11 protein-coding genes are annotated in these 13,065 nt (G+C 71.5%); 3 read left to right on the top strand and 8 right to left on the bottom strand.

All coding sequences use genetic code 11. From position 1 onward, the window contains the following. Positions 1–1,056 (top strand): bifunctional folylpolyglutamate synthase/dihydrofolate synthase (locus tag JWP28_RS04945; RefSeq protein ID WP_299540636.1); only part of this gene is annotated, 1,056 nt, incomplete at its 5' end. 155 nt (positions 1,057–1,211) lie between these two features. Here JWP28_RS04945 and trxA read toward each other — a convergent pair. From trxA to JWP28_RS04910, 7 genes are all read right to left on the bottom strand, one after another. Continuing rightward, positions 1,212–1,547 (bottom strand): thioredoxin TrxA, encoded by a 336-nt coding sequence (trxA, locus tag JWP28_RS04940; RefSeq protein ID WP_299540633.1) that lies wholly within the window; start codon positions 1,545–1,547, stop codon positions 1,212–1,214. Positions 1,548–1,632: 85 nt separating this feature from the next. Continuing rightward, on the bottom strand, positions 1,633–5,133 hold the full coding sequence (addA, locus tag JWP28_RS04935) for a double-strand break repair helicase AddA (RefSeq protein WP_299540630.1): 3,501 nt from the start codon (positions 5,131–5,133) through the stop codon (positions 1,633–1,635). Further along, a complete protein-coding gene (gene addB, locus JWP28_RS04930) occupies positions 5,130–8,096 on the bottom strand; it encodes a double-strand break repair protein AddB (RefSeq protein ID WP_299540628.1) in 2,967 nt (988 codons plus the stop codon). The genes addA and addB overlap by 4 nt, the downstream gene beginning before the upstream one ends. Next, on the bottom strand, positions 8,093–8,818 hold the full coding sequence (locus JWP28_RS04925) for a nucleotidyltransferase family protein (protein WP_366143783.1): 726 nt from the start codon (positions 8,816–8,818) through the stop codon (positions 8,093–8,095). Before JWP28_RS04925 ends, addB begins: the two co-directional genes overlap by 4 nt. Then, entirely contained in the window at positions 8,815–9,906 is a 1,092-nt protein-coding gene (gene amgK / locus JWP28_RS04920; protein ID WP_299540626.1) for an N-acetylmuramate/N-acetylglucosamine kinase AmgK, read from the bottom strand. Before amgK ends, JWP28_RS04925 begins: the two co-directional genes overlap by 4 nt. After that, on the bottom strand, positions 9,903–10,346 hold the full coding sequence (gene tsaE, locus JWP28_RS04915; RefSeq protein WP_299540624.1) for a tRNA (adenosine(37)-N6)-threonylcarbamoyltransferase complex ATPase subunit type 1 TsaE: 444 nt from the start codon (positions 10,344–10,346) through the stop codon (positions 9,903–9,905). The genes amgK and tsaE overlap by 4 nt, the downstream gene beginning before the upstream one ends. Beyond that, positions 10,343–11,215: a 1-acyl-sn-glycerol-3-phosphate acyltransferase gene (locus JWP28_RS04910; protein WP_299540621.1), complete on the bottom strand. Its 873-nt coding sequence runs from the start codon at positions 11,213–11,215 to the stop codon at positions 10,343–10,345. Before JWP28_RS04910 ends, tsaE begins: the two co-directional genes overlap by 4 nt. A gap of 154 nt (positions 11,216–11,369) precedes the next feature. Between JWP28_RS04910 and JWP28_RS04905 the strand changes: the two genes are divergently transcribed. After that, a complete protein-coding gene (locus JWP28_RS04905) occupies positions 11,370–12,098 on the top strand; it encodes a PEPxxWA-CTERM sorting domain-containing protein (protein ID WP_299540619.1) in 729 nt (242 codons plus the stop codon). Positions 12,099–12,183: 85 nt separating this feature from the next. Here JWP28_RS04905 and JWP28_RS04900 read toward each other — a convergent pair whose 3' ends face one another. After that, entirely contained in the window at positions 12,184–12,366 is a 183-nt protein-coding gene (locus JWP28_RS04900) for a hypothetical protein (protein ID WP_299540616.1), read from the bottom strand. A 143-nt stretch (positions 12,367–12,509) separates the two neighbouring features. Between JWP28_RS04900 and JWP28_RS04895 the strand changes: the two genes are divergently transcribed. After that, positions 12,510–13,065: aldehyde dehydrogenase family protein (locus JWP28_RS04895; protein WP_299540613.1), on the top strand; the 556-nt coding region annotated here is incomplete at its 3' end.

Below are 13,065 nucleotides of genomic sequence, written 5' to 3'. Positions count from 1 at the left end.
CGCATCCGCATCGCCGGAGAGCTGATCAGCGACGACAAGCTCAATGAGCTCACCGACCGGCTGGAGGCGGCCAACGCCGGCGAGCCGATCAGCTTCTTCGAGATCACCACGGTTCTCGCCATCGAGGCCTTCGCCGAGACCCCCGCCGACCTCTGCATCGTCGAGGTGGGCTTGGGCGGCCGCTTCGACGCCACCAACATCTTCGAATCCCCCGCGGTCAGCGTGATCACGCCGGTGGACTACGACCACCTGGAGATGCTGGGGCCGGAGCTCTCCAAGATCGCCTGGGAGAAGGCCGGCATCATCAAGCGCGGCCGTCCCGCCGTGGTCGCGCGCCAGCCCGACGAGGCGCTGGAGATGATCGAGCGGGAGGCCGACGACCGCATGGCGCCCCTGTTCCTGATGGGCCGCGACTTCGACGCCTGGGAGGAGCGCGGCCGGCTGATGGTGCAGATGCCGGACCGCCTGCTGGACCTGCCGGCGCCTAGCCTGTTCGGCGGCTACCAGTTCGAGAACGCCGGCCTGGCGGTGGCGGCGGCCCTGACCTTCGACCGTGACATCGGCGAGGACGACCTGGGCCACGGCGTCTCCTCGGCGGTATGGCCGGCCAGGTTCCAGCGCCTGACCAAGGGCCCGCTGGCCGGGCTCGCCAAGGCGCGCGGCTCGGACCTCTGGCTCGACGGCGGCCACAATCCCCACGCCGGCCGGGCGCTGGCGGAAGCCGCGTCGCGCCTCGTCGACCGCGATCCGCGCCCGCTGGTGCTGGTGACCGGGATGTTCGCCCGCAAGGACGCCGAGGGCTACTTCCGTCCCTTCGCCGAGATGCACCCGAAGGTGTTCACCACCACCTTCGACTCGGCGAACGCCGCCACCCCCGGCGACCTGGCGGAAGCCGCGCGCCTGGCGGGCCTCGCCGCCGAGCCGGTGACCGATGTGACGGAAGGCCTGCGCAAGGCGCTCGACGGGTCAGGTCCCGCCCCGCACGTACTGATCTGTGGCGGCCTGCACTTCGCCGGCGAGGTGCTGGCGATGTCGCCGGAAACCTGGCCGACTTAGCGATCATCCCTCCCCGTTCCGGGGAGGGTGGCGAGCGCAGCGAGACGGGTGGGGAAGTCGCGTTCAAGCTCTGATTTCGGAACTCCGGCCCACACTTCCCCACCCGACCTCGGCTTCGCCTCGGCCACCCTCCCCAAAATGGGGAGGGATGAGTCCTAAGCCGCGGCCGCGACGCCGGCCTCGCTCAGCCACTCCAGGATCTTCTGCTTGGGCATGGCGCCGACCTTCATGGAGGCCATCTGGCCGCCCTTGAACAGCATCATGGTGGGGATGCCGCGCACGCCGTAGCGCGAGGGCGTGGTGGGGCTTTCCTCGATGTTCAGCTTGGCCACGGTGACGTTGCCGCTCAATTCGTCGGCGATCTGTTCGAGGGCCGGGGCGATCTGCTTGCAGGGGCCACACCACTCGGCCCAGAAATCGACCAGGACGGGGCCGGCGGCCTGCAGGACGTCCTTTTCGAAGGATTCGTCGGTGACCTTCACGGTGCTCATGGAAATCTCCTTGCGCGCCAGCGGCTTCCACAACTTGGGGCTGACACCTCTTGACCCGCCGATGTAGGGGGGCGCCGCCCTTGTATCAACTGTTGCGGCCAAGGTCGGCAAGGGCTTGGGACAGCAAGTTTTCTGGGACCGGCATCAGCTTGGGCCCGTCGGTCCAGACCAGCGCGGCCTCGATCGCCCGCCCTGGGAAGACCTCGGCCAGGACCGCCGCGTAGATCGCCATCTGCCGCAGATAGGCCGGATCGGCGTCCTCGATCCGCGCCGGGCTCGGCCGGTTGGTCTTGAAGTCGGCTACCAGGACCCGGCCGGGCAGCACCACCAGCCGGTCGATGCGTCCGGAGATTTTCAGGCCGTGGGGCAAAGCGGCGGCCGAGCCCGCGATCGCCACCTCGGCGCGGCTGCCCGGCCCGAACACCTCGGCGAAGCTGGCGTCGTCGAGCACCGACAGCGCCGCTGCGCTCATCTCGGCACGCTGGACGCCGGTCAGGTCGAGCTCGCGGGCCAACAGCGAGCGGGCTCCTTCGGCGCGCGCCTCCGGAGCGATATCCGGCAGCAGCTGCAACAGCCTGTGGATCAGGTCGCCGCGCCGGAAGCGTCCGAGGCCGCCTGCGGCCGCCAGCGGCGATGGCGCCGCCACCTGCGCGCCCTCGCCCAGGTCCGAGGGCGACGCGTAGCGGGCGAAGGCCTCCGGGGCCGCCGGCGCGCCGGTCCAGGCGGGCAGCGCCGTAGCTGCCCTCCGGACCGCGCTGGCGCCGTCCAGCGTCCTGGGATCGGGCCCGAACCGCTGGACCTGCAGGTCGCCGTTCGCCACCTGGCGAACGGTCGGGGCGATGTCGGCGTGGCTGAGCGCGTCGCGGATCGCGCCCCACCATCCAGCCAGCTTCGCCGGATCGGTGCGGTCGGACACCCGTCCGCAGAGCACCAGCCGGTCCCGCGCCCGGGTGAGCGCCACGTAGAGCAGGCGGTAGGCCTCGTCCTGCTCGCGCCGCGCGCGCTCTTCCCGGGCCCTGGCGGTGGCCTCGCAGTCCTTCGCGGCCGCCGAGCACCACAGGAACCCCTCGTCGCCCGGTCGGCCGGCGCGCATCAGCGGCGAGCCCCGCTGGGTCTGGGTGAGCGTGGTCTCCGGCAGGAAGACGATCGGCGCCTCCAGGCCCTTGGCTCCGTGGGCGGTCATCACCCGCACCTCCGGGCGCTCGGCGTCCATCTCGCGCTTGACGGTGATGTCCAAGCCGGCGAGTTCGGCGGCGAGGCGCTCGAGGTCGTGGACGCCACGGGCCTCGGCGGCCAGCACCTGGTTGAGAAATTCGTCGAGGGCGTCCTGCGCCTCCGCGCCCAGCCGCCGCAGCAGGCGCTGGCGCATGGAGCGGCCATCGGCGCCCGCCTGGCCCAGCAGGCGCATATAGAACTCGAGCGGTCGCTGCTGGCGGGCCTCGTCCAACGTGCGGGTGAGAAAGGCGCAGGCTTCCGCCCAATCCGCCCGCTCCGCCGCGCGGCGCTGCAGCCGCGGCCAGAGGCCTTCGGTTTTGCGGCCATGGGCCAGAGCGTAGAGGCTGTCGTCATCGAGCCCGCAGAACGGGCTCTTCAGCAGCGCGGCCAGCGTCAGTTCGTCGGCGGGGAACAGCACGAACCGTGCGAGCGCGGTCAGGTCGTCGAAGACGATGTGCTCGGAGAGCGCCAGGCGGTCCGCGCCGGCCACGGGAAGCCCGGCGTGCTTCAGCGCCCGCAGGATCTCCTCGAACAACGCCCGGCGGCGGCGCACCAGGATCAGCACGTCGCCCGCGTGTGCGGGGCGCCAGGCTTTGGTGTCCTTGTCGAAGACCGCTTCGCCGCGGTCGATCAGCGCCTTGATCTCATCGGCGATCCGGCGGGCGAGGCGGCGGTTGGCGCTATCCTCCGGCTCGGCGTCCAGCGGCGCATCCCAGGCCTCGCGCTCCTCGCCCTTCTTCTCGACCTCCAGCGGCCAGACGTCGACGCAGCCGGCGTGGTCGTGGCGCACCGCCTTGTGGATCACCGGCTCCGGCTCGTCGCGCGGCTGGATGGCGCCGGCCAGCTCCAACGGAGCGAAGACCGCGTCCACGAACGACAGCACCTGCGGCGTCGAGCGCCAGGAGGTGAGCAGGTCCACCCGCTCGAACCGGAAGCCCGCCCCGGTCGCCCGATCGCGGTGGAACTCGAACTTGCGCAGCAGCAGCTCCGGCCGCGCGCCCTGGAAGGAATAGATCGACTGCTTCTCGTCGCCGACCACGAACAGGTCGCGCACGCGGGCCTCGCCGCGGACCCCTGCGCCGGAGAAGAACTCCTCGGTCAACGCGTCGACGATGGTCCATTGGTCGGGCGCGGTGTCCTGCGCCTCGTCCACCAGGATATGGTCGATGCCGCCGTCCAGCTTGTAAAGCACCCAGGACGCCGCCGGGCGGTCGCGCAGCAGGTGGCAGGTTTTCTCGATCAGGTCGGCGAAGTCGAGCGCGCCGGCGGATCGCTTCTCCATGTCGTAGGCAGTCAGGTAGGCGTTGGCGAGCGTCAGGACGTAGCCGGTGTCGATGGCGATCTGGGCGGCGCGGACGCGCTGGCGGGCGGCGTCGAGGCGCGACTGTTCCGCCAGCAGTCGCAGCCGCAGGCCTTCGTGGGCCTTCAGGCCGCTGGTCTTGCCGATCCACTTGACCCCGTCGCCTTCACCCTTGTCGGTGAAGAAGACAGCAAGCGCCTGCTCGAAAGCGGCGTCCGGGTCGCCGGCGACGGCGGCGATCTGCGCGGCGCACTTCTGGTCGGTCGCTGTCCCCAGCCGCAGCGCCTCGGCCGCCTCGCGCCAGAGGCCGCGGTCCATTCGCGCCATGGCCTCGGCGCCCAGCGCCTCAGGGTCCGCGCCGCGCGGCACGTCCACCGCGCGCCAGGCCCAGCCGATCGCCCCATCGAGGCCGCCTTCACGCGCCAGGAAGTCCGACAGCGCCCCGCGCCGCGCCTCGAAGTCGGCGAACATCGCTTGGAAGCTCTGGAAGTCGAGGGCCACCGACATCCGGGCGTAGGCGTCGGCGACGTCGGTCACGCCGCTCATCGCCAGCCTGGCCACCAAGCGCCGCGCCGCCTCCGCCACCGCGGCGGACGCGGGATCGTCCATGACGCGGAAGCCCGGCGAGACGCCGGCCTCCAGCGGAAAGCGCCGCAGCAGCTTCTCGCAGAAGGCGTGGATGGTCTGGATCTTCAGCCCGCCGGGCGTCTCCAGCGCCTTGGCGAACAGGCTGCGCGCCTCCGAGAGCTCGCTCGCGTCGAACGCCTGGGGCGCGCGGTCCTGCAGATCGCCCAGCGTCCGCCGCAGCTTCGCATCATCGTCCACGGACCAGGAGCCCAGCACCTGGAACAGCCGGCGCTGCATCTCCGAGGCCGCGGCCTTGGTGTAGGTGACGCAAAGGATGGTTTCCGGCCGGGCCTTGGCGAGCAGCAGGCGGGCCACCCGGTCGATCAGGGTCTTGGTCTTGCCGGAGCCGGCGTTGGCGGTGACGAAGGCCGAGAGGCTGGGGTCGGCGGCGATCCGCTGCGGGTCGCCGGCTACGGCCTTTGGGACGATCAGGTCGAGGGTCATTCCTCACCCTCCTCGCCGCTGGTCGACCATTCGAACACCCGGGCCAGGTGGTCGTAGTCGCTCACCCGCGCCTTCACGAACTGCGGCGCGACCCGTGAGAGGTAGGGCTGGGCGGGATCGTCGAAGCGCCCGACCAGTTCAGCCAGGCCGACCAGCGCCTTGGCGGCGGCCTCGGCGCTCTCGTCGCCCGCCGCCGCGCGGGTCTCGACCTTACCCGCGGGCTTGCGGCCGGTAATCTCCAGATAGGTCAGGTCGCCGGGCGCCAGCGGCCCCAGCTCCGGAAATCCGCCCGCCTGCAGGATCGCAGCGGTCAGGGTAAGCTGCGGGGAGAAGCCGGTGGCGACCTCCTTCTTCGAGGGCGCCTTCCCGGTCTTGTAGTCGATGATGTGGCCGAATCCCTCGGCGGTGACCTCGATGCGGTCTGCGCGGGCGGTGACCTTGAACGGGCCGGCCGGGGCCTGGATCGTGCGCTCGCCCTTCAGCTCCACATGGATCGCGCGCCCGTCGCGGCGCTCGTGTTCCAGCTCAGCGACCCACTCGGCGGCCTCGGCCGCCAGGGCCGCCTCGCGCGCCATGGCCTCGTGCGGCAGGCCGGCTTTCTCCAGCTCTTCAAGGTAGAGGCCGGCGAACGCAGCTGCGGCGCCGGCGGGCAGTTCGGCGGGATAGGCCTCGGCGAACCGCTCGAAGGCCGCGTGGATCGCCGTCCCGCGCGCCCGGGCGTCCGCCGCCTCGTCGGGCCGGTTCACGGGGTAGAGCCGCAGGATGTCCCGCGCCCAGACGGCGTAGGGGTCGCGAGTCAGGGACTCGATACGGGTGACCGCCAGTTCGCGCGGCCGGTCGGCCACCGGCGGCCTCGGCGCGGGCCGCTTGGCGGGACGATAGGCGCCGGGCTCGTCCAAGCCACGGGCCCACGCCAGCACCTCGGGGCGGCCCGGAATCTCCAGTCCGGCGCCGCGCGCCAGGGTCTCAAGCCGCCAGAGCCAGCGCGACTTCACCGACGGCGCGCCTTCGCGGCGCTCGGTGTGCAGCAGAATCACCTCCGGCGCGCAGGCGGCCTGAGCGAAGTCGTGGGCCGCCAGCCCGATCCGCCGCTCCGGCGAGGGTAGGTCCAGCGCCTCGCGCATCGGACGTGACAGGAAGGGATCGAGCGGCGCGCCGCCCGGCCAGACGCCTTCCTCAAGCCCGGCCACCACCAGGCGGTCGGCGCGCACCAGCCGCGCCTCGATGGCCCCCAGGATGCGCAGGCGCGGGTGGGTCGCACCGCCGGTGCGCACCATCTCGCCCTCCATCAGCCGCCCCAGCAGGTCGGCGAACCCGCGCGGCGTCACCTGGGGCAGGTCGTCGCCATCCTGCACCAGCGCGCCCAGCAGCCGCGCCATGGCCTCGCCGCCATGCCCGGCCCAAAGTTCGCCCTCGCCGCCCGCCGCCAGCGCCTCCATGGCGGCCGCGGTCCGCCGCGCCGCCTGCGCCGGTGAGTCCAGCTCGCCGGTCCAGGCGAGGCTTGCGACGATGGCCTCCAGGCGCTCCGCCAGCGGCAGGGCCTGGGGCGCCTTCTTGGAGAGGCGGACTTTCAGCTCGTCCCAGCTGCGCGCCCGCGGCCCGCGCAGCGCCGCGCGTTCCAGGTCTTCGGCGTCGCCTAGCCGCGTGAACGGGTGCTTGAGCAGGCCGAGGAGGGTCACCGGATCGACCGGATCCACCGCCGCCCGGGCCGCCAGTCCCGCCAGCGCCCCGCATCGGCAGCCGGCCAGGCTCTCGCCGACAGAGCTGTCCGGGACCACGCCCCAGCGGGCGAGCTTGGCGGTCACGCGGCGGGCCAGCACCTGGTCGGGAGTGACCAGGGCGGCGGTCCGGTCCGGGGTCTCCAGCACCTCGCGCAGCAGCAGCGCCGCGGCGGTGGCGGCCTCCTCCGCGTTGCCGGCGCTGACCAGCGAGAGGCCCTTCAGGCCCTCGGCGATCGGATCGACGCCGTCCTTGGCTCCTTCTTTGCGAAGGGCCGCGATCACCTGCAGCCAGTCGGCGGTCTCCTCGGCGGGCCGGAGCGCCTCGTTGACGATCCGCCGCCGCCAGCGCCCGGCCGACTCCGCCCGGATCGAGGCCGGCCAGAGCGCGACTTCGTCCTTGCCGATCCCCGCCCGGTCGAGCAGGCGGCGAAGCGCGCCCTGCGGATGCTGCAAGTCGACCTTGGCCCAGGCCTTGTCGGCGAGGTCCTGGTCGAGGCCTGGCAGCACGACGCAGCCGCGCGGCGCCTGGGCGACGGCGATCAGCAGGTCGCGGGTGGCCTTGGCCGTGCCGGTCGAGCCCGCGGCCACCAGAACGCCCTCCGGCGGGGCCGCGGTCCAGCGCTCGGCCAGGCGCCGCAGCAGGCGCACGCGCCGCTCACTGACGTCGACGACCCCCAGCGCCTCCAGTCGCCTCGGCCAAGCCTTGAGCGCGGTCTCGAGGAAAAGCCGCGACACCTGCCAGTGCTCCGCCAGCTCGGCGTCCACCAGTCCCGCCAGCCGGTCGCCGACCTCGACCTCCTCGATCTGCAGCCCGTCCAGGAACCTCCCCAGGGCGTCGGCCAGCTCCAGGGCGGCCGAGGCTGTCGCGAACCCTCCGGGCAGCAGCGGCTCCAGCTCCGCCACCAGCCGGGTCAGCTCGAAGCGCCGCTTCAGGGGTTCGATGGCGGCGGGGAGGTCGAGAGCCAAGTCGCCCGGTTCGAAGGGCGGTTCCCCGGCCTCCAGGTCGCCCAACGGCCGCATCTGCGGCGGCAGCACCGCACGGCCGCCGGACGCCTTGATGAAGGCGTCGGCCAGCGCGCGGGCCCCGCGCCGGGTGGGCGTCAGCACCACCGCGTCGGCCAGGGCCTCGGGGCCCAGCGGGCTCAACGCTTCGAACAGGCCCCGCGCCAGGTCCTCCGCGAACGGCCGGTGCGCCGGGATGTTGTACCAGCGCGGTCCGGCTCGTTCGTAGAAGGCGCTCACGCCAGTCTCGCCCGAAGTCGTGTTTCGGCGGCGTCGCGCGCGGCCGGGTCGCCGACCTGCATCCACAGGCCGTCGAGCTGCAGGCCGTAGAGGCGGCCCTGGTCGGCGGAGGCGAACCAGATGTCGCGCAGCGAGAACCGCTCACGCCGGTCGGCGTAGACCGGCCGGGGATCGAGGATCTCGATGCCGAAGGCGTGCAGCGGCGCCTCGGCGCGGTCGCCGCGGTGGGTCAGCCGTCCGTCGGCGGCCTGGAAGAAGTCGCCGGGCGTATCGAATCCCTGGGTGCGGGCCTTGGGAATCACCACCACTAGGGCGTCCATCCGCGCCGGGTCCCAGGCCTCGATCAGGGTGGTCAGCGCCGGCTCCCCGGCCGTTTGCCAGATGTAGTCGCTGTTGCAGACGAAGATCGGCGCGTCGCCCAGCATCGCCTGGGCGTGCTTCACCCCGCCGCCGGTCTCCAGCAGGCCCGCGCGCTCGTCGGAGATCAGGTATTCCGCGTCCGTCCGGCGGCGCAGGTGGGCCTCCAGCTGATCGGCGAAGGCATGCACATTGACCACGATCCGCTCCACCCCGGCCGCCACCAGGGGATCGATCACGAAGTCGATCAGCGGCTTGCCGGCCACCTCGATCAGCGCCTTGGGCATGGCGTCGGTGAGCGGCCGCATGCGGGTGCCGAGACCCGCGGCCATCACCATCGCCGTCTTCGGCCCGACCTTGCTCACGCCCGCGCCTCGGCGGGCACGTGGCCGTCGAACCAGGCCTTCAGCCCGCCTAGCTCCGGATCGCCGAGGTTACGCTCCAGGTAGCGCCAAGTGCGCGGCATGAAGGCCTTGTACTGCGCCCGGCCCAGCAGCGCCTGGCGGGCGAACACGCGGCCGAGGATGCGCGCGGCGTTGGAGGCGGCGAGCGCACGGTAGTCCGCCAGGAAAGCCTCGCGGTCGATGGCGGGCCGCGCACGCAGGTAGCGCTGCAGCATCGATGTTTCGAGCTCCGGCGAAACGTCTCGGCGGGCGTCCTGCAGGAGGTGGGTCAGGTCCCAGCTGGGATGCGCCCGCAGCGCATCCTGGAAGTCCAGCAGGCCGACGCGGGCCGCGCCGGCGCGGCCCGGCAGCCAGAGCAGGTTCTGGGCGTGGTAGTCTCGATGGCAGAACACGCTGGCGCCCGCCTCGCCCCGCACCCAGATCGGCGCCCAGAGCGCGTCCCACTCGGCCACCGCCCCGGCGGTGAACGGCGGCAGGCCGGCGAACTTCGGCCACCATTCCAGGAAGGTGTCGGTCGCCACCTTCAGCGCCAGGCTGTCGTAGGTCAGCAGCGGCCAGGCCACGCCCTCGGCCTGCAGGATGTCGGGCGGTCGCTGTTCGTGCAGCTGCACCTGCACGTCCACGGCGGCCTCGTAGAGCGGGGTTTCCGGCTCGCCCTTCGCGATCAGGGTGGCGAACAGGGCGTCGCCGAGGTCTTCCAGCACCGCCAGGCCAGCATCGACGTCGAAAGCGACGATCCGGGGCGCCGACAGGCCATGGTCGCGCAGATAGGCCGCGGTGGTCACGAAGGCGGCGATGGAGCCCGCGGCCAGCCTGGCGGCGGCGTTGTAGCCTAGGGCCAGGCGTTCGCTGGGAGTCGCACCGGGCGGGCACACCGGACTCTCCAGCACCGGCGGCTGGTCCATCAGGATCAGGGGCGGGCCGCCCGCAGGATGCAACCGCTCATAGCTGCGCGTCGAGGCGTCGCCGGCCAGCGGCTCTCGCCGCGCCGTCGCCAGGCCGTGGTCCGCGAGGAACCGGGCCTTCTGCGCCTCCCGCTCGGGGTTCAACTCGCAATCCCTTTCATGCGGCCTTCCCACGCGCCGTGAGGCGTCAGCCGCACGCTGCGGCCGGCCTTATCGAGCGCAATCTCTACGTCCAGCCGATTCGCCGGAAGCCGCCCTTGCAGCCGCTCCGGCCATTCGATCACCGCTGCACCTTCGTCCAGGGCCTCGTCGAGACCGATCTCGAAGGCCTCGTCGGGGTTCGAGAGGCGGTAGAGGTCGAAATGGGCGATCTTGAGTCGCAGGCCCTCGTAGAACTGGACGAGGGTGAAGGTGGGCGAAGGGACCTCCTCGTCCGCCGTGGTCAGGGCGCGGATGAGGGCCCGCGCCACGGTGGACTTGCCGGCGCCCAGCGGACCCGACAGGCATACCGTCTCGCCCGCCTGCAGCCGCCCGGCGATGGCCGCGCCAAGCCGCGCCGTGGCCGCCTCGTCCTCCAGGATCATGCGAAGGCCCGGTCCGGATCGGCCGGCAGGCCGATCTCCACGAAGGCCTTCAGCCGCGCGATGGCTTCCGCAGGCTCGCCCTCCAGCGCCTCCGGCGCGATGGGACCGCCCACGATCAGCGCGAACCCCCGGCCCCGCTTGTTCAGCAGCTCGTGAAACAGCGTCACGTCGCGCAGCTCCGAGGAGAAGCGGTTGAAGAAATGGAACAGGCCCGACCAAGGCCCAGCCACATGGATCGGGACCATCGGCGCCCCGTACCTGCGCGCCAGGGACACCGCCGACGGCGCCCAGGGCAGGTCGGACAACCGGCCATCGGGCCGGCGCCGCGCCAGTCGGCCGGCCGGGAAGATCACCAGGCAGCGCTCGGCCTCCAGCGCCTCGCGGGTGAGCTGCAAGGTTGCGCGGGTCCGCTCGCGCGTGCGCTTGGCCACCACCCACTCCACCGGGATCAATACGTCGGCGAGGCCCGGAGAGATTCGGTGGGCGTCGGAGTTGGCGTAGAAGCACAGGTCTGGCCGGATGGCCTTCAGCGCGTCATAGACCGCGATCCCGTCCGCGATGCCGGTCGGGTGGTTGCAGACCACGATCAGCCGGCCATTCCCGGGAATGCGCTGCAGGCCGGTCGCCGACACCTTTACGCTCAGCAACCTGGAGACGTGCTCCATCGCCGCCCGGCCTGGCAGGCGCCGGATCGTGTCAGCCATCCGCCGCGCCTTGGCGTAGTCAAGGAAGCCGTAGAGCAGGGGCCGCAGCAACGGCCATGCGAGGCTCGCGGCCAGCCTCGGCGCGCGCTCGGCGATCAGCACGTCCACGATGTGGTCGTGGGCTCGCGCAGGGCTCAGCGTCCGGGCGGGCGAAGCGACCGTCATGGGCGCAAGGATGCGCCGCCCGCCGGCCTCCGGGCAAGGGTACGCCTGCTGGGCGAATCGGCTTGTGCGTTCGCCTGCGTTCCGGTTCAAGGGCGGCGAAGCCTGACAGTAGCGTGGTGCGAGGTCGGCGTGTCTCTAGTTCAGGGAGCTTATCATGCGCTGTACTTTGCTCGCGGCCGCCGCATCGGCCGGCCTCATCGCCCTTGCCCAACCCGCCTCGGCCACCGTCATGGTGGCGACCTACACCGGCACGGTCACGCAGGGCCAGGACCTCACGGGCGAGTTCGGCTCGAAGGTCGACCTCAGCGGCCTGAGCTATGTCGCCACCTTCCGCTACGACACGGCCCTTGGGAGCACCGGCTTCTCCTCCCCGCCGAGCTTCGATGAGCGGGCTGGCGGCACCAACTACTGGCCCGGTGGTTTCGCCTCGCCGATCCTGGCGGCGACCCTGACGCTGGAGGGTGTGACACTCGGCTTCTCGATGGACAGCTTGGGCGACGTGTCGATGGCCAGCGGAACCACGATATTCCCCGCTCCGGATACCTACGGCTACTTTTTTGCGGGGGGCGGCGACCTGGAGTCGAGCCTTTCCATGAGCATCTATACCCTGCTCGGAGCGAGCTCACTGAGCGACCCGTTCTCGGGGTCGTTGGGCAGCAGCTTGGCGCCCTACTCCACCGGCTCATTCAGTATCATCGACCAGCCGGACCTGGGCGTCCCGACCTACCTGCACTATGCCAGCGCCAGCCTGGCGCCCGGGACGGTCAGCATCGTGGCCGCGACCGTACCCGAGCCCGGGACCTGGGCGTTGATGCTGGCAGGCTTCGTGGGCCTGGGCGTCGCGTTGCGCCGGCGGCGCCGCGGCTCGCCCCTCGCCATCTGAGGCGGAAGGCTCGCATCTCTATGGAATTTGAGGATGGGAAGCACCCGATGGGATGCTTCCCATCGGGGATGCTGCCGGCTGCGCGCTAGACCTTGATGTCGAGGTTTTCGCCGACGCCCGGGGGCGTCGAGGCGCGCAGGTCTGGTGCTCCGTTGTCGCTGTCACCATCATTGTCCGTCTTGGCGGCCTGAGTCGGCGCAGGCGTGACCGGACGGATGGGCGTGACGGGCGGGGGCAGCGTGGGCCCCGAGATTGCAGCTACGGACATCGGGTTCTCCGAACTCCCTTGGGCGGGATGAGCAAACCTAGGCCGGGTTCGGTTAGAGGCGTCCTAACGGAATGATAAAAACATCTCCCGGCGAAGGGCGACACTGGGTTTGCGCCCCGCAGCGGAAGGCCTAAAACGCCGCCATGCGCGAAATCACCCACTTCATCGACGGCGCGTCCGTCAAAGGAACCTCCGGCCGCTTCGGCGACATCTTCAACCCCAACACCGGCGAGGTGCAGGCCCGCGTGGCGCTGGCCACGATCAGCGAGGTCGGTGCGGCGGTGGCCTCGGCGGTCCGCGCCCAGCAGACCTGGGCGCTGGTCAACCCGCAGCGCCGCGCCCGCGTCATGTTCGACTTCAAGCGCCTCGTCGAAGCCAATATGGACGAACTGGCCGAGATGCTCTCCGCGGAGCACGGCAAGGTCATCGCCGACAGCAAGGGCGACATCCAAAGAGGGCTCGAAGTCATCGAGTTCGCCTGCGGCATCCCGCATGCGCTGAAGGGCGAATACACCGAGGGCGCCGGTCCGGGAATCGACGTCTATTCCATGCGCCAGCCGTTGGGCGTCGCGGCCGGCATCACCCCGTTCAACTTCCCGGCGATGATCCCGATGTGGATGTTCGGCATCGCCGTCGCGGTCGGCAACGCCTTCATCCTGAAGCCCTCGGAGAAGGACCCTTCGGTCCCGATCCGCCTGG

Origin of the sequence: Phenylobacterium sp., from assembly GCF_028290885.1 — a bacterium.
Lineage (GTDB): Bacteria > Pseudomonadota > Alphaproteobacteria > Caulobacterales > Caulobacteraceae > Phenylobacterium.
This window is presented reverse-complemented; position numbering and strand designations above follow the sequence as displayed.

Excerpts from the sequence above, each read along its gene's own strand:
- addA (WP_299540630.1), bottom strand. The coding sequence starts at position 5,133 with ATGACCCTCGACCTGATCGTCCCAAAGGCCGTAGCCGGCGACCCGCAG.
- tsaE (WP_299540624.1), bottom strand. The coding sequence starts at position 10,346 with ATGATCCTGGAGGACGAGGCGGCCACGGCGCGGCTTGGCGCGGCCATC.
- JWP28_RS04905 (WP_299540619.1), top strand. The coding sequence starts at position 11,370 with ATGCGCTGTACTTTGCTCGCGGCCGCCGCATCGGCCGGCCTCATCGCC.
- trxA (WP_299540633.1), bottom strand. The coding sequence starts at position 1,547 with ATGAGCACCGTGAAGGTCACCGACGAATCCTTCGAAAAGGACGTCCTG.
- JWP28_RS04900 (WP_299540616.1), bottom strand. The coding sequence starts at position 12,366 with ATGTCCGTAGCTGCAATCTCGGGGCCCACGCTGCCCCCGCCCGTCACG.
- JWP28_RS04910 (WP_299540621.1), bottom strand. The coding sequence starts at position 11,215 with ATGACGGTCGCTTCGCCCGCCCGGACGCTGAGCCCTGCGCGAGCCCAC.